We start from the raw sequence: 17,068 nt of genomic DNA, 5'->3' as shown, positions 1-17,068 counted from the left end.
TACATCAGTATAATATAAAATTCATGAAAAATGTAGACTGTTGTCTTGCGATGACAGTTCCCCAAGTAGTCACCAACTCAAAATGAACTAGAATCGGAATTGTGTCTAAATTGCTCAGGGGACTGTCACCCAAGCAACCCACGCAACACCCACACAACTATACATAAGTCACAAACCCATTAGCGTTCGCATAGAGTGCGGCGCGTGTTCGGTCCGCTAGGTTTAGTTTCGCTAATACTTGACTCACATGTTTTTTTACCGTGTATTCAGTGATGAATAAACTCTTTGAAATCTCTTTGTTGGAAAAGCCTTTGCCCATTTCAATTAACACTTCCTTTTCCCTAGGCGTTAATTGTTCCTTGTAGTCGTGGTTTCCATAAAAAGTACTCGACTTCATAATCATATCCAGCACACCCGGATCGTAATACTTTCGTCCCCTACCAATCATTCGTAAGGCATTCAGCAACTCGTCTGGAAATGCCTCTTTTAAAATATAACCAGCAACCCCTATTTCCTTCGCCCTTCTAAAGTTTTCCTCATTTGAAGAAGAAGTGAACACAACAAACTTGCACTCAATACCTTGTCCAAGGGCCTCTTCTATTAAATCTAAGCCGGACTCTAATCCTAATCGAAGATCAACAATTGCCAAGTCGGGTTTGACCGAGCTGAATAAATGCAGTGCCTCTCTACTATTTGTCGCTTCGCCAAGAACTTCCATGGATCCATCTAAAGTAAGTAGGGATTTCAACCCTTTCCGAACTAAAGGATGATCATCAACAATGACAACTTTCATTAACCAGCCACCTCTTCTTCCTTCAATGTTTTTATTGTAGGAATTGCAATAATGAGTTCTGTGCCCTGCATAGTTTTTCCGTCAATTGAAAATGTACCTGAAAACGTCGAGACTAACCTTTTTATATTTAAAAGACCGATGCCTTTTTCCTCATTCAAACCAATGGATTGCTGAATTATTCCCAATCCATCGTCCTTAATGGCAAGAACTGTTTGATTCTCCATTACTGATAATTCGAGTTCAATTGTGCTGCATTTTCCATGTCTTACTGAATTTCCACAAGCCTCACATATAATCCGATACAGCGCATTTTTCAGCTCATCCGAAAGTAGAGTTTCATTGCCCGTAATTTGATAATTAATGTGAATATCGTTTAGTTTTGCATATTCATCTAAATATGTTTTCAGTCGTACATAAAATGGTTTTCCGCCATTTTTTACGGAGCTGAGCTGGTAAATGGCTGCCCGAAGTTCTTTAATGGTTGTACTTGCCGATTGTGCTATAAACTTGAACTCTTCATTCAGCTCATTATTTGGACTATTTTTGTTTTTGACTTCCAAATTGTGCAAGGAATACACGATTCCAAACAGCCTTTGAGATACACTGTCATGAATTTCATTGGCAATGCGGTTTTGCTCCTCGACTACGAGCATTTGGCCTGCCATTTGATCCATGTGTATCCGTTCAAGCATGATTTCACTTAAATTAGCAATATACTCAAACGTTCGACCGAGTAACGAACCTTCGGCATAACCTGTTGCTTTTACCCCCAGCACACCTACGTTCGTTGAAGTTCTAATGATTTTCATTAAGAACTGTTGATTGTTAATTTGATAAATAAAGGGCTCTTTCGTTCCACGTAAATCGTTCCATTCTTTTCTAAGATCTATCTCTAAAACTGGATTTTTTGTTGAATTTGCAAGATAACTGTTCTGATGATGTACGTCCGTTAACCAAAAGAACGATTCCGTGCTTTGCGTACAGCTCATCAGTGATTTATTAATTTCATGGATGAGTTTTTCAGGATTCTTATTAGATGAAAAGGTATCGACTAAGTGATAAAGAGACAGGATATGCTCTAACGTTTCCTCATACTTCTTGTTTGTTTCTGCCAATTCGGCATTTACTTCCAAGAGTTCATTTTGCTGTATTTTCAGAAGAAAAGCCTTTGAATCCAAATCATTTGCGAGCCCAGAAAAGAGTCTTGCAAGCAAAGTAATAAGTAAACAAACTAAATAAAAGTAGGAATTTTCTTGGATAATGATCAATAGATCGAATTGAAACAGGTTGTGGGTAATAAAGGTAGCACTGCTTAGGTAAATCGTTAGCACTGCAAAACAAAACTTCGGCGTAAGGAAAAAGGCTGCCACAAGTACTGGATTGAGCGCATACCATATAAACACGCTTGAAATGCCACCCGTTGGAATTAACAGCAAAGTCAAACCAATGATTTCTACCATCACTACGGTTTTTAAAGCATTGTGATTTCCTTCGTATCTTTTTTGTAAATCCGTAAGAATTAAAGCAGCAAAAAAGAGTGTACCAATCACCACAACGTTAAATATAAAAGGAGACTCGGGACCGAATAAATAAAAGAACAAGGAACTGAGTCCTAATGAAATATACCGATATAATAAAAGCAACTGCATTCGATTTGGCGGTTTCTTGCTGAATAGGTGAGTAAAGCGATTAACCGTCTGCATAAGCCTTTTCACTTCCTGAAACTTTTTCGGTACTAGTAGTTACGGTTGATTTAACAGTTTCGTAGTCATATACATAATCCCCATCAACAATAAAATAGACCGCATTCCCATCTCCATACATCTTATGGCAAAAAATCGGCAACTCTTTTTCATCAGCGATTTTAAGGATTGATTTAAATGAGTACATAGAAATAATTGTTTTCTGAGCATCGCTTACCTTTTGCGAGACTTGAATAATGCGATTGCTGTACTTTTTATTGATTTTGTCGGATTGTAAAGCTGTTGACTTGTTGCGAATAGGCGTTACGTTTTTAATTGTAATAAGAATGAACAGAAGTAGTAGTATCGATATGATTGTAGAAACAATTCGTGTTTGTTCAATAGGCAATCCAAAAAATGCATTCGAAATTGTTTCAACTGAACTAAAGGTATTCACCGATGTAAATGCTTTTTCACTCGAAAGTACAAGTTCATCATACATATAATCAAAAATGAGCTTGTCACCCAGATCTATATTTTTTTCCTGTCCACCGAATTGAATCTCTCCTATAATATTTGGAGTCACTTCAAATACATATTGGGAAGGCTTAATACCCGTTTCCTCTTCTACTTGTGTAATAAATCGATTCATTTTATTAAGATCAATCGTAAATGTGCCGTCAATAATCGACAGCTCAGTACCTTTTAAATCAAAGGACCTTTTTTCATCCAACGGAAAGGACCTCTCCCAAAGATCGTTCGCTTTAATGAGCAATTCCACTTCGTACGTACCCTTTGCAACGACTTCCTGATCGGCGACGATTGTAGATTTTATGTCAAGTGGAATCGCGGTTGTGATTTTCTTGAAAATGGTATCCCCTGCATCAACAGTTCCTCCGTTAGGGTACAGGATATTCGGCGTAATTACCGCCTTATACTCATAGCTTGTCCCAATTTGCACGCTGTTGACCACGGTCTCATTACTTGTAAGCAGGGGCGTAAACATAGAGTAAACTGCTATCGCCGCGAAAATCAGGAGCAGTGGTGCTAAGATGACTATTCTTTTTTTAGTGTTTCCTTTGAATAAACTATCTAGGAATCTACTCAATTGCAATCACTCTCCTGATTTATTATTTGCTGCGGTTTCTACTGCGGGTTCTTCTTCTATATCAGTACTTTCGGTTTCATCTTCCATTTCTGTGAGTGATTCTTCATCAATTGGTTCTGTGACGTTCGTTTCATCGACTGTCTCTTCTTCCATTGTTTCTACTGCTTTGTCTTCATCATTTTCGGAAGCAACTTTTTCTTTGCACATTTCTGGAGTCGTTTTTTCATCATCTATTTCTGAAGTTGCTTTTTCCTCGCACATTTCTAAAGTCGCTATTCCATTGAATAATTCTAGTTTCAAATCTTCCGCTATGAATTCTTGAACCCATTGAGCTATTGTAGATTCGGGAATCATTGATTGTATTTCTGCACTTCCACCGTTCCAACTAGCCATTAATTGAATCGTGGTGCCATATAAAGGCTCTGGATCTCCGATAATCGTAAACTGACTAGATCCCCCAGGATTTATAGACGCATAATCGGTATTAATAATGTCGTTCCCGGAACCACTTGTTAACTGGACACTTTCTATCTCGATTGTTTTTTCAGTATTATTGGTGACTGTAAATATTCCCCCTTCTTCATACTCTATTGCAATAAGAGCATTTTCCTCTGAAACGACAGATAGCGTTGCCTCATTTTTTATTTCAGCGGTTGTAAAACTGTTACTATTGAAAAGTAAAAATGTAATGGCCAATAAAAGCGCTGATAAAGAAAAAAACCGTTTCAATAAATTCCCTCCCGATTTCATAATAAAAGCCCAACTAAAGTTGGACAAAATGTCCAATTTTAATCAGGCCGGTTGCACCAATAACTCCATACGCCCTAGGTGCCCAAATGCGGGACGTACTTCACAGTTTCCTATATAGTTTAGTATAACCAAACGTTTGTGAATATTACGTTACTTCGTGCGGTTCTCCAGATTCTATTTTTGTCTAAATAGAGGCGGTGATGTCATTATATGCACGTGTCATAGTCTATATACTTTTTCAATCTTTCATAATAATTAAAAGAACCTTTTCTCGATAGAATATCAAGAAAAGGTTCCCAGCATTTGTGCTCTAAAAATTTCCTTTGCACTGTTTTAATGTTACTTATTTATTTATCTAGCATCAGAACTATTAACAATTAGGTTTGGAGTAAATTCAAGCATTCTCGCATTATCATCTAGTACTATTTTGATGGATACATTTCGTTGAGACGCAACATCCCATCCATTAAATTCAGCAACATCATTTCCGCTAATCCTTTTCCAATCAGAATCACCAGTTTTCACAAAAATGTTATGTCCTCTGTTTAGGTGCTTCTCCGTAGTGATTGTAAGATTAACTGGATTTTCGGAGTTGTTTTTAATTAAGAATAAGTCATTCCAGATATATTCACTATTTTTTTGCATTCCAAACTTATTTCCGCCTCGATAATTGTGAAAATCAAGAATTAAATCGCCTTCTACAATCTTTGCTGCATCGTGTGGTGTATTCGTCAGTCTAAGTGATACGAGCGAGTCCTCTGTTGACTTAACTGAACCTGTCATCGCATTTGTTACCTTAGCTGACGAATAAGACATTGCCGCCATCACGCTTGAGAGTGCTAGTAGTAGTACCACCATCATTAGTCCTTTTTTCATCTTCATCTGTAAATCTCCTCCAATAGTTTTTTTCGGCTCTTCACCGTTTTTGGAACTACTTTAAGTATAGGAGGATTACTATTGGTTATCCTCACTCTTAAGAGGGGTTTTCAAATATCGTTTGTCTACTATTGTTATCCACTTTCTTATACCTCAATCTACTCCTTCAGAATAGAGATGGTGCACTTTTGTACCAGATCAATTCTACTTAAGAGGGGTTAATATTCCGTAGATTTACAATAATATTAAGGAGAGGGGGAATTCTATGAAGATATTTTCAAGGATACTTAACACTTTATTGGCAATCGGCATCTTATGTACATTAATTGCAGCTGTAGGCTCTGCTATTGCAAAAGAGCCCGTTTTGCTTACTGTCATTCGTTCGAATAGTATGCACCCTGTTTGGGAGCGCGGGGATATGGTGATCATCAAGAACTTAAAGGAAAATGACACAGTACAAAATGGAGACATTGTCTTTTTCAAAACGGAAAAAGGAAGTCTTGCCGATAAGGGGTGGATTGCTCACCGTGTAGTAGATGGAAATGCTGATAAAGGTTTTATTACAAAAGGAGATGCCAATAAAACTACGGATCAGCAGGACGGTAGTGGACTGATTGAACGAGAATGGATTGCTGGACGAGCAGTTACAATAGGAGAAACTCCGATTGTCATCCCGAAAATAGGCTACTTATCGCTTTGGGTGGAAGAGTATCAAAGCAGTCCCTATACACTTCCCGGCATCGCGGTTGTTCTTGCAATTATTATCGGAATTGGCGAGTTAACATCTGGGCAGAAAAAAAGTCGGAAGAAAAATAATGGTATGGAATTGCAATTGATCTATATAGTAGCTGGATTAACGATTTACGTTATTATGGGGGCAACAATGCTTGCTTCCGGTCAAAAAATAAACCTTGTCTATGAAGTGTCTAATCAAAGCAATGGTGTTTTAATGGGTAGTGCAGTTGGCATTTTAAAGGTTGGCGATGAGGTTTCACAACCATTAGCGGAACTTAATAATGGAGGATTCTTCAAACTAATTGGCACGATTACTACGGATGATAAGCAAATTAGTGTAAGCCATACTAATTTGCTACTTGCACCGGGTCAGAACATCGAAACAACCTTTACTGTAAATGCTGAAAAGCCCGGCATGTATGAATCATCTATTCAAGTAGGATTGTTTTATCCATTTTTGCCGTCCTCCTTTATCTACTTCCTTGCACAAAAAAGTTATTGGCTAGCGCTTGCGGTAGTTTCGATTGTACCGGGACTACCCTTAATTATTTACCCGATTATTGATGGAAAAATGAGAAGAAGGATGATGAAATTATTAGGAAAGAAGAAGAGGAAGATTAAGAGTATCTTAACTTTCTAAGTTTTTGGGGTGACAGTCCCCCAAGAAACTTGGACACTATTCAGATTCCTTTAGATTATTTCTCACTCGTTGTACGAATCTTGCGTTAGTCCAACCAAACATCGGGTTAGTGCAACCAATTTTTATTTAGTCCAACCAGGGTCTCTTTGGGTGACAGTCCCCTGCACAATTCCAACACAACTCTAACAGCCCCACGGAAAAAAGTCCTTTGATTCCTTACGAATCGAGGGACTTTCTTCGGTAGTTGTATAAGTGACTGGCACATGAAAACAGCCTACCTGACGATTATTTGGTTTAAAGACCATACTTCCTAGACCTAAATACCCACAGTACTAGTTGTCCGACAACTGTTTAAAGCGTGTCGTATATAGGTATTTAGTTCGCAAGTTTCCTTACGGGTTGTAATACTTTTCCGACTGGTAGCAGTGCGGCTTTTTGCTTTTCAACTTTTCTAATATCGACTCTAATTAATATGGAAATGACGAATGCAACAGCAAACAGTCCCGCGAAAAACAGCAAACTGCTTTCGTAACTTCCCGTCGTATCTTTCATCCAGGCTGCAAACATTGGGCCCGCAAGACCCGCTGCTGACCATGCAGTTAAAATATACCCGTGGATTGCTCCCAGTTGTTTTGTACCAAAAATGTCTGCAATATAGGCAGGAATCGACGAAAATCCACCACCATAACATGTGTAAATAATTGCAAGCATTATTTGGAAAAAGATTGCGTTCGTTGTGAACGGCAACATCGCAAACAAGCAAAATTGTATGACGAAAAACGCAGTGTACGTATTAGGCCTTCCGATATAGTCGGAAATGGATGCCCATCCTAATCTTCCTGCACCGTTGAAAATACCTAGTACGCCAACAAGTGCGGCCGCTTGAACAGTTGTCATGCCAATACTGTCTATTGCAAGCGGTTTCGCGGCTGATAAAATAGCAATCCCGCACGTTACATTAATAAAGAGCATTAGCCACAAATAGTAAAATCTCTTTGTTTTTACGGATTCGTTAGCTGTTAATTGGGCCAAGTCATGTTTTTTCTCAACTTTTCCGGACTTTATCTTTTCTTCGAAGCCAGCCGGTGCCCAACCTTCCGCAGGTTTTTCAAGGTATAAAGAAGATACAATCATAATTAAAAGATATGCAGTGCCCAAAATAAAAAATGTTTGTTTCAGTCCAACTGAAGTAATCAGTACTTCCATAATTGGGCTACTTATAGCTGCAGCAAAGCCGAATCCCATAATTGCAAGCCCAGTTGCAAGTCCGCGACGATCCGGGAACCATTTAACAAGCGTTGAAACTGGTGCAATATAACCAAGACCAAGGCCTATACCGCCGATTACCCCGTAAAATACGTAAAGAAGGGGTAGCGAGGAAGCGCCAACAGCAAATCCCGAGCCAATTACGCCTGTACCAAAAAAAGCAGCCGCTAGAATCCCAGATGCTCTGGGTCCATATTTCTCCACAAAGTGGCCTAGAAATGCTGCAGACAGTCCGAGAAATAAAATGGCTATACTGAATGTTAGCTGAACCTGACTCGTTGTCCAGCCAAATTGCTCAATCAGCGGATTTGTAAAGTTACTCCAAGCATAAACCGAACCAATAGAAATGTGAATTCCAACTGCGGATAAGGCGATAAGCCACCTATTTTTGGACTTTTTAATTACTTTCTCCTCCTTTTTTTAAAAAAATATTCTGCAATTCCTTTTTAAAAACAGCTTGAAAATGGTTGTTTTTACCGTCTTGCAATGTAACATATCAAAACCAAAAGTAGGAATGTATTCAAAATACATCCAACTTTCAGTAACCCTACCACTCTTTTAAATACTTGTCATCAACAGAATTATTAATTAATACAAAATAGTAATATTTTACTAGATAATAATACGCCTAGGATGCGTGTATAAATTGAATGAGTCGCCGCGTATAAAACCCACAGTCGTAATTCCAAGATCCTCCGCCAGTTCCAGCGCGAGCCCGGTTGGTGCAGATTTTGAAAGTACCACCTCACAGCCTATTTTTGCCACTTTCAATAAAATTTCCGATGAGATTCTGCCACTAAAAACAATAACTTTATCTAGAACCGAAATATTGTGTTTTAAGCAGTAGCCATATATTTTATCAAGTGCATTGTGACGCCCGATATCCATTCTTGACAAAACAATTCCATCTCGGTCACATAACGCTGCATTATGTACCCCGCCGGTATGGCGAAACATATCTGCGGTTTTCTCCATTTTCCCCATCAAACTAAAGCACTCTTCCGGTGTCAGTGTCACACGCGTTTCCGTCATCTTTTTTGCCGTCAGTGCATCATTTGCAAACACGAATCCTTGCCGGCTCATTCCACAACATGATGTGATGTATCGTTTACTTTTCAGTTTTTCATAATAGGGATAAAGTTTGTCTGTTTTGATATGGACAAAATTCGTTTCCCTGTCCAGTCGTATTTCTTTAATTTCCTCATACTTGCGGATTACCCGTTCAGAGGCCAAAAAGCCGACCACCATGTCTTCGATATATTCTGGAGTGCATACGATTGTCATAAATTCATTCCCGTTGATTTTAATCGTTACGGGTTGTTCCACGGCGACATGATCTTCCTTTTCTTCTAAGCGGCCATTCCTAAACCGATGAATTATCCGCTTTTGGGTTTGTTCCACCGACTTCCCCTCCTTTTTGTTACTGAATTGGCTTATCAAAATAGAAAACAGACACCGCCATATCTTCTTCAACTTTAATATCCGAAAATAGATAAACAAATTTAGCACCAACAAGGTCCTCTAAACCCGCTGGTGGTGCTTTTTTATAAACGGCTTGAATCATGCTGGTCCTTGCTGAATGCACCATTTCTTTACCTTCTGGTGTACTAGCAATAAACTTTTCTGTTGGCGTTAGGTTACCATAAAGAGTTGAGATTGCCATGTTTTCTACAAAAATTGTATGGATTCGTTCCGGTCCTTTACCAAATAAATCTTTTCGTAGTTTCCTGATAATATCATTAAAATCATGCGTTTTTTTGGACATTTTCTCTCTCCTTTATACTAAAAAAATAAATAAAAACTAAATAGTTTGAAAGTATATTGTTTATTCTTATAATATGGCTTATACTTACTTGAAAAGATGGTAACGTAGTATGAAACATCTGCTGCGTTACTATCCTATCTATCTTAAATTTGGATTGGCGATTTAGCAAGCCCTGCTAAAATACTATTCCACCATAAAAATACACCCAACGTTTTGGGGTATTTTTCTTGGTGGTTTTTTTTATCCCGCATATACGGGAAAGAATTCTTCGCTTTGGGTTTAAAAGAACTTTGAAAAGTGGTTGAACCATTGTGATTATGAAATGGAGGAAATACAATGTCTATTACAATTAATGAAACCAATTATAACTTTGAAAACGGCATGACAATACTTCAAGTACTTAATAATTATAAAGTTTCCCACCCGCAAATTTGTTATTTGCCTGAAGTTGACCCGATTGAGACGTGTGATACATGTATTGTTGAAGTGGATGGACAACTTTTGCGGGCTTGCTCAACGAAAGCAGTTTCCGGAATGAACATCTCGCTTTCATCCGTAAATGCCAAAGCCGCACAGACAGAGGCGATGGACCGGATTCTGGAAAATCATCTACTCTACTGCACCGTATGCGATAACAATAATGGTAATTGTAAAATACACAATACAGTGGACATGATGGAAATTGAACATCAAAAATATCCCTATAAGCCGAAGACCGAGACAAGTGGTATCGATTTCACGCATCCATTTTATCGTTATGATCCCGACCAGTGTATTGCTTGTGGGCAATGTGTGGAAGTATGCCAGGACTTACAGGTGAATGAAACTTTATCGATGGATTGGCAGAGGGATCGTCCAATCGTACTTTGGGATGGTGGCGCCAAAATTAATGACTCGTCGTGTGTTGGCTGTGGTCACTGTATTACTGTTTGTCCATGTAATGCGCTTATGGAAAAATCAATGCTTGGTGAGGCTGGATTTATGACCGGAATTAAAGAAGAAATTATGACTCCAATGATAGAGCTTGTCAAAGACGTTGAGCCGGGATACAGCGGAATTATGGCTGTATCGGATGTTGAGGCGGCCATGCGAGATACAAGAACGAAAAAAACAAAAACAGTATGTACTTTCTGCGGTGTTGGTTGTTCGTTCGAAGTATGGACGAAAGATCGAAAAATATTGAAAATCCAGCCCGTTTCGGAGGCACCGGTAAACGCAATATCGACATGTGTTAAAGGTAAATTTGGGTGGGATTTCGTTAACAGTGATCAACGAATTACAACGCCACTTATTCGTAAGGGAGACTCCTTCGTTGAAGCCACATGGGAAGAAGCACTTGACCTTGTTGCCCTAAGGCTAGGCACAATTAAAAAAGAGCACGGAAAAGACGGTATCGGCGTTATATCCTCGTCAAAGATTACGAATGAGGAAAACTACGTAATTCAAAAGCTCGCCCGCCAAGTGTTTGAAACAAATAATGTAGATAACTGTTCGCGCTACTGTCAGTCTCCAGCAACAGACGGCCTGTTTCGCACGGTAGGTATGGGAGGAGATGCCGGGACAATTAAAGATATTGCAGAAGCGGGACTAGTCATAATTGTCGGCGCAAATCCAGCTGAAGGCCACCCTGTACTTGCTACTCGTGTGAAACGTGCACATAAATTACACGGCCAAAAATTAATTGTTGCCGATTTACGAAAAAATGAAATGGCAGACCGTTCGGATATCTTTATGAGCCCGAAGCAAGGAACAGATCAAGTATGGCTAATGGCAGTGACGAAATACACGATTGATCAGGGTTGGCATGATGAAGAATTCATTAAAGAAAATGTTCATTCATTCGATGAATTTAAGGATGTACTAAAGCGATACACACTTGACTATGCCGAAGTGGTGACCGGTGTATCTAAACAGATGTTGATTGAAACAGCGGAAATGATCCGCGATGCTGACGGTACATGTATTCTTTGGGGAATGGGTGTCACACAAAATACGGGTGGTTCAGACACGTCCGCGGCCATTTCCAATTTATTGCTTGCAACAGGAAACTATCGTCGTCCCGGCGCGGGTGCATATCCGCTTCGCGGGCATAACAACGTACAAGGCGCATGTGATATGGGCTCGCTTCCAGGGTGGTTACCGGGTTATCAGCATGTAACCGATGACGTGGCTAGGCAGAAATTTGAAAAAGCATACGGCGTTAAAATTGATGGAAAACCAGGGCTTGATAACATCCAGATGCTTCATTCAGTTGATGAAGGTGTCATGAAAGCCATGTATGTTGTTGGTGAAGACATGGCGCTTGTCGATTCAAACGCAAACCATGTACATGACGTATTGTCAAAGCTTGAATTCCTCGTTGTGCAGGACATATTCTTTTCAAGGACGGCGGAATATGCCGATGTGATTTTGCCGGCTGTTCCATCACTTGAAAAAGATGGAACTTTTACAAATACAGAAAGACGTGTGCAACGTTTATATAAAGCACTGCCTGAAATGGGAGACGCACGTGCCGACTGGTGGATCGTTCAAGAAATTGCGAACCGCCTTGGTGCGGGGTGGAATTATAGCCATCCAAGCGAAATTTTCTCGGAAATGGCAGGTTTGTCACCTATTTTCAGTCAAGCAGATTATAGTGTATTGGAAGGTTGGGACAGCTTTTTATGGGGCAGTTTAGATGGCTCAAGTACTGAACTACTCTATAAAGATGGATTTAATTTCCCAGATAAAAAAGCACGTTTTGCACTTTCTGACTGGGTAGAGCCAGTTGTATTTCCGGATGAATACGATTTACACATTAATAATGGGCGATTACTTGAGCATTTTCACGAAGGCAATCTAACGAATAAGTCCGCTGGTATTCAGGCAGAAATACCGGAAGTGTTTGTTGAAGTTTCACCGGAACTTGCGAAAGAACGTGGCGTACTTAGCGGCTCAATCGTTCGCTTAGTTTCCCCGTATGGTGCATTAAAACTACCAGCACTCGTAACGGACCGGGTGAAAAAAAATGAACTGTTTCTACCGATGAACTCGGTTGAAAAAGAAACAGCTATTAACTTCTTAACGGGTCCCGCCACCGATGAACGAACAAATACACCAGCATTCAAACAAACAAAAGTATATATGGAAGTACTTCAAAAAGACGGCCCTAACCCATTACCAAAGACAAATCAGCGCAACAAAAAGCGCCACCCACAAAACGGCGTTGAAGTAGAAAAGAAATGGGAGCGCCCGGGATATGTGCACTTAACAACAAATAAGGAAAGGTGAGGTATTATGGCGGCACCAATTACTTCTATTAAGTTGAATGAATTTACTGCAGAAGAACTTCAACAAAAGAAACTTCTGGAACTAACGTCGCTAATCGCCGAACAGGAGCAGGCGCTTAATAAGATACTAGAAATAACTGGGGAACTAAATGACATAGGGATACTTGATGCGGCTCAGGCGATGCTAAAAGCGAGAGATGACATAGCTAAAATCACCGTTCACCAAGTGTCGCGGGAGCCAATCACCAATTTGATTAACCATTTGATAAATGTGTCGGGCATGCTGACATCGATTGACCCCGAGGTAACTGTGAAACTAGCCGCAAGTGTAAAGAGTGGACTTGATGAAGCAGAATTACAAAATGGAAACGGTCAAAAGGTCGGTTTATTCACTTTAATGAAATCAATCAACGACCCGGACATTAACCGCGCTATTCAATTTGGAATGCATTTCTTAAAAGGAATGGGCAAAGGGCTAGACAAAGATCATTCTTGAGTTGGTTGGGTTGGTTGGGTGACAGTCCCCTTTACAATTCGGACACTATTCTGACTCCATTTCAAATTAAGAGAAGTCCATTCGTTCGAATTTGAACGAATGGACTTCTCTTTTCTTTTTGGGTCTTTTTGGGTCTTGGGGTGACAGTCCCCTTTACAATTCAGACACCATTCTGACAACTCGAGTGAAGAGGATGATTTGGTTTGTAAGGTACTACGTGAATTTTCAAGGGGTTAAAATCTTTTGAACCATTACTGTATTTCCAAATTACTCATTTATTTCGACAAAATGAGACATAGGTCTGTATGAATCGACACTTAAGAGATGATATTATAGTCTTAAATACAATAGAATTCGAGGTGAATTCCATGAAACGTTCCACTAGCTTATCCACTCGAATTACACTTACATTGGTCGCTATTGCCTCCCTTTCCATTTTACTTTTGAGTATTATTATAGGTTATCGTTCTACGAATATAGTAGAAGAAGAAATCGGCAACGCTTTAGGTGAAACTGCTCATATTATGTCCAACCAATTGGATCAATATATGTGGTCTCGATATGAAAATGTGCAGTTACTAAGTAATATAGCCGATTTAAGAAAACCGAAAAGTCAGGACGAAACACGCTTGTTAGTCACTAAATTAAAAGAGAATTTTTCTGCGTTCTCCTGGATTGGTTTTGCGAACCGGGATGGAATTGTTGTGATATCGACGGGTGAAATTCCTGTTGGAGCCGATATTTCAGAGGATCCTGCTTTTAAAAATGCACAGGAAAAGCCATTTATCGATGACGTACATGAAGCGGTGCATCTCCCAGATTTATTGCGGAATCCTTCTGGTGAAGAGATTCAATTTGTCGGTATTAGTACACCTGTACGAAATGGGCAAGGTGAATTCATTGGTGTTCTTGTAACTCATCTAAGCTATGAACGGCTTAGGGAAGTTCGTACTACTTTTACCGAAACATTAAAGAACCCGGAAAATACGGAAATCTTTATTGTTAGCCATGATCATAATGACATTATTATCGGACCGGATGCGTCAGTTGGTCAAACATTGGATTTGGAAAGTGTTGAATTGGCACAACTCGGTAAGAAGGGTTGGACAAATGAACTTTGGCCCGACAATAAAAAATACTTGACCGGATATATCCAATCCGCCGGTTATGATGATTATCCAGGTTTAGGATGGACGATTCTAATTCGACAACCAATGTCTGCTGCCTATGGACCCGTTCGTGAATTGATGCGATACATCGCCAGTGCCGGAATTATTTTCGTTATTATATCAGCGATAATAGGGAAATTTATCGCAGGACGTATTTCTTCTCCACTAATGAATATAACGAAAGTAGCAAACGAACTGCGAGCAGGTGAAAAAGTCTCTATACCAAAACAGAGTGGAATTACAGAAATCGAAATTTTATCGGACTCCTTACAAAAACTCGTAACAGATTTAACTTCAACAGAAACGGAGCTTTTACAAATGGAAAGTCAGGTAAAACACGATCATCTGACAGGACTTCCTAACCGCTATGCACTGGATTCCTATTTAGAGAATGCGGAGCTGCACTACCCTGTCGTGACGATTTTATTTTTAGACTTAGATGGATTTAAGGCCATCAATGATCGATACGGACATGATACTGGTGACCAATTATTGAAACAAGTCGGGATGAGGCTGCAATCTAGCGTCAATGCGGGGGAATTGGTCGCACGAATTGGCGGGGATGAATTCATTCTTGTACTCACTGCTACTGAAAATCCACATGCAAATGCTGTGATGATGGGCGAACATGTGATGTCCAAAGTGAACAAGCCGTTCTATTTAAAAGATGTAACAGTTTCCATTGGTTGCAGTATCGGTGGGGCCGTTTGGCATTCAGGTGAAAATATACGAAACGTAATTCGGACGGCTGATGAAGCACTTTATCATGTAAAACGGACTGGAAAGAATCGTGTGAATGTACTTGAAGACAATCGGTAACTTCGTTGAATCACAAAAACAGCCTGGAATTCGATTGAATTCTAGGCTGTTTTTTCATGTATGAAGAATGAAGTACTGTATGTTAAACCAAAACACCGTACCATATGACTTTAGCCACAACTTCTATACTCTCAATCTGTTCGAACGGTATGACCGCATCATACAATAAAGGGTTGGTAGATTCTGGTTTAAATAAAAACACTTTCTCTGCATCATTCTTTCTAAATCGTCTAATCGAATATGCATCTTCGATAAAATATACAACAATATCCCCATCCACTAAGTCCGCTCGTCCAACTCTTTTTACAACAATTGTTGAACCTATCGGAAATAGAAGATCCATGTCGTCTTCGGAAACTACAAATGCTTCTAGACTGTCTTCATTAGTGTAAGATCCTAAAAAGCTCGTTGGTAGTTTAATATATTCAACTTTTTCATCCAAACGTTCATTACACATTAACAGTGTACTTTGGGAAACGTTTGTATACAGCGGAATGCTCACCATTTCAGTTATCAAATGGACTTCCTCTTTAAAAAAGTATTCTAAAGGAACGTCGAAATGAATAGCTAATCCTTGTAAAGAGCCGGCTCTAGGAAACTTATTCCCCTTTTCCCATTCAGAAATCGTAGCCTGACTCATTCCAAGAACTTCGGCAAGTTCAACCATCGTTATTCCGCTAGCCTCACGCAATCTCTTTAATCGTTTCGAAAACAAATCTTGTACAGCGTTGACCATGTATAAAACCTCCAATGGTGACAGTCCCCTACACAACTCAGAAACTATTCAGACAACTCGGGTGCAGTTGCGAATCAATAGACGCCTGTATTTAACACCCTAAGTTAAATTAAAACACCATACCATATGACTTTAGCTACAATTTTCACATTTTGAATTTTTTCAAAAGGAATGACTACATCATACAATAAAGCATTTGTAGATTCCGGTTTGAACAAAAATACTTTTCTAGCATCGTTCCTTCTGAATCGACCAATTGCATATTTATCTTCGAAAAAGTAAATAACAATATCCTCATCTACTAAGTCCGCTTGTCCTATTTCTTTCACAATGATTGTGGAGTCTTTCGGAAACAGATGATTCATACTGTCTCCTGGAACTAAAAATGCATCTAGATTTACTTCATCTGCATAAGGCCCCAAAAGGCTCGTTGGTAGTTTAATTTGCTTAACATCTTCATCCGAAAGATCATCATTGTTGGACACTGCACTTTGAAGAATCGTTGGATGCAGTGGAATATTCACCATTTCAGTTACCAGAAAAACTTGTTCTTTAAAAAAGTATTCCATCGGAACATCGAAATGATTTGCCAATCCCTGTAACGCACCGGCTCTAGGAAACTTATTTCCCTTTTCCCATTCAGAAATCGTAGCCTGACTCATACCAAGCACACCCGCAAGTTCAACCATCGTTATTCCGCTTTCTTCACGTAATCTTTTTAATCGTCTCGAAAACAAATCTTGCACGACATTGACCAAGCATAAAACCTCCCATAACACACATACTAGTCTCAGTATACAGCATCGAGTATGGATACAATACATATTTTAAAAAAGTATTTAATATGCCAAACCTTACCAAAAGCGCTTTAATATTACTATAAAATTACAGAAAGCCCTACTAAACGAGGTTAAAAGGAATATAGATCGATTTAAAGTATTGATTTATCACTATTAGTAATATA

Annotated in this window: 14 protein-coding genes and 1 riboswitch; of the genes, 4 read left to right on the top strand and 10 right to left on the bottom strand. The window is 39.3% G+C overall.

The window, feature by feature from the left end; translation table 11 throughout:
• Positions 1 to 157 precede the first annotated feature (157 nt).
• The 5 genes from ACP8HH_RS02350 to ACP8HH_RS02330 all read right to left on the bottom strand — a co-directional run bounded on the left by ACP8HH_RS02350 (position 158) and on the right by ACP8HH_RS02330 (position 5,215).
• Positions 158 to 793 (bottom strand): response regulator, encoded by a 636-nt coding sequence (locus ACP8HH_RS02350; RefSeq protein WP_438315331.1) that lies wholly within the window; start codon positions 791 to 793, stop codon positions 158 to 160.
• Complete coding sequence (locus tag ACP8HH_RS02345; protein ID WP_438315328.1) at positions 793 to 2,508, bottom strand: sensor histidine kinase; 1,716 nt, start codon at positions 2,506 to 2,508, stop codon at positions 793 to 795. The genes ACP8HH_RS02350 and ACP8HH_RS02345 overlap by 1 nt, the downstream gene beginning before the upstream one ends.
• The gene (locus ACP8HH_RS02340; RefSeq protein WP_438315325.1) at positions 2,483 to 3,583 is read right to left on the bottom strand and encodes a DUF5305 family protein; all 1,101 of its coding nucleotides are present in this window, start codon (positions 3,581 to 3,583) and stop codon (positions 2,483 to 2,485) included. Before ACP8HH_RS02340 ends, ACP8HH_RS02345 begins: the two co-directional genes overlap by 26 nt.
• A 6-nt stretch (positions 3,584 to 3,589) precedes the next feature.
• Complete coding sequence (locus ACP8HH_RS02335) at positions 3,590 to 4,312, bottom strand: hypothetical protein (protein WP_438315322.1); 723 nt, start codon at positions 4,310 to 4,312, stop codon at positions 3,590 to 3,592.
• 57 nt (positions 4,313 to 4,369) lie between these two features.
• Positions 4,370 to 4,453: riboswitch (cyclic di-GMP riboswitch) on the bottom strand.
• A 231-nt stretch (positions 4,454 to 4,684) separates the two neighbouring features.
• A complete protein-coding gene (locus ACP8HH_RS02330) occupies positions 4,685 to 5,215 on the bottom strand; it encodes a hypothetical protein (protein WP_438315319.1) in 531 nt (176 codons plus the stop codon).
• Between the two features lie 259 nt (positions 5,216 to 5,474).
• Between ACP8HH_RS02330 and ACP8HH_RS02325 the strand changes: the two genes are divergently transcribed.
• A complete protein-coding gene (locus ACP8HH_RS02325; protein ID WP_438315316.1) occupies positions 5,475 to 6,584 on the top strand; it encodes a signal peptidase I in 1,110 nt (369 codons plus the stop codon).
• A 375-nt stretch (positions 6,585 to 6,959) separates the two neighbouring features.
• Here the strand turns inward: ACP8HH_RS02325 and ACP8HH_RS02320 are convergent, their stop codons facing one another.
• The 3 genes from ACP8HH_RS02320 to ACP8HH_RS02310 all read right to left on the bottom strand — a co-directional run bounded on the left by ACP8HH_RS02320 (position 6,960) and on the right by ACP8HH_RS02310 (position 9,615).
• Positions 6,960 to 8,252, bottom strand: coding sequence for an L-lactate MFS transporter (locus tag ACP8HH_RS02320; RefSeq protein WP_438318978.1), 1,293 nt, complete (start codon positions 8,250 to 8,252; stop codon positions 6,960 to 6,962).
• A gap of 210 nt (positions 8,253 to 8,462) precedes the next feature.
• Positions 8,463 to 9,230 (bottom strand): formate dehydrogenase accessory sulfurtransferase FdhD, encoded by a 768-nt coding sequence (fdhD, locus tag ACP8HH_RS02315; protein WP_438318975.1) that lies wholly within the window; start codon positions 9,228 to 9,230, stop codon positions 8,463 to 8,465.
• Between the two features lie 40 nt (positions 9,231 to 9,270).
• On the bottom strand, positions 9,271 to 9,615 hold the full coding sequence (locus ACP8HH_RS02310; protein WP_438315313.1) for a DUF2294 domain-containing protein: 345 nt from the start codon (positions 9,613 to 9,615) through the stop codon (positions 9,271 to 9,273).
• A gap of 336 nt (positions 9,616 to 9,951) precedes the next feature.
• Here ACP8HH_RS02310 and fdhF point away from each other — a divergent pair, with 336 nt between their 5' ends.
• The 3 genes from fdhF (at position 9,952) to ACP8HH_RS02295 (ending at position 15,368) form a co-directional block, all read left to right on the top strand.
• The gene (fdhF, locus tag ACP8HH_RS02305) at positions 9,952 to 12,885 is read left to right on the top strand and encodes a formate dehydrogenase subunit alpha (RefSeq protein WP_438315310.1); all 2,934 of its coding nucleotides are present in this window, start codon (positions 9,952 to 9,954) and stop codon (positions 12,883 to 12,885) included.
• Positions 12,886 to 12,891: 6 nt separating this feature from the next.
• Complete coding sequence (locus ACP8HH_RS02300; protein WP_438315307.1) at positions 12,892 to 13,380, top strand: DUF1641 domain-containing protein; 489 nt, start codon at positions 12,892 to 12,894, stop codon at positions 13,378 to 13,380.
• 368 nt (positions 13,381 to 13,748) lie between these two features.
• Positions 13,749 to 15,368 (top strand): sensor domain-containing diguanylate cyclase, encoded by a 1,620-nt coding sequence (locus ACP8HH_RS02295; RefSeq protein ID WP_438315305.1) that lies wholly within the window; start codon positions 13,749 to 13,751, stop codon positions 15,366 to 15,368.
• Between the two features lie 82 nt (positions 15,369 to 15,450).
• Here the strand turns inward: ACP8HH_RS02295 and ACP8HH_RS02290 are convergent, their stop codons facing one another.
• Both ACP8HH_RS02290 and ACP8HH_RS02285 read right to left on the bottom strand, forming a co-directional pair.
• On the bottom strand, positions 15,451 to 16,104 hold the full coding sequence (locus tag ACP8HH_RS02290; protein WP_438315302.1) for an XRE family transcriptional regulator: 654 nt from the start codon (positions 16,102 to 16,104) through the stop codon (positions 15,451 to 15,453).
• A gap of 104 nt (positions 16,105 to 16,208) precedes the next feature.
• Complete coding sequence (locus ACP8HH_RS02285) at positions 16,209 to 16,862, bottom strand: XRE family transcriptional regulator (protein WP_438315298.1); 654 nt, start codon at positions 16,860 to 16,862, stop codon at positions 16,209 to 16,211.
• Positions 16,863 to 17,068 lie beyond the last annotated feature (206 nt).

This window comes from Sporosarcina sp. FA9 (genome assembly GCF_051550205.1).
In the GTDB taxonomy this organism is placed as follows: Bacteria; Bacillota; Bacilli; order Bacillales_A; family Planococcaceae; genus Sporosarcina.
Note: the sequence above shows the minus strand (reverse complement) of the source record. Positions and strands in the feature narration are given on the sequence as shown.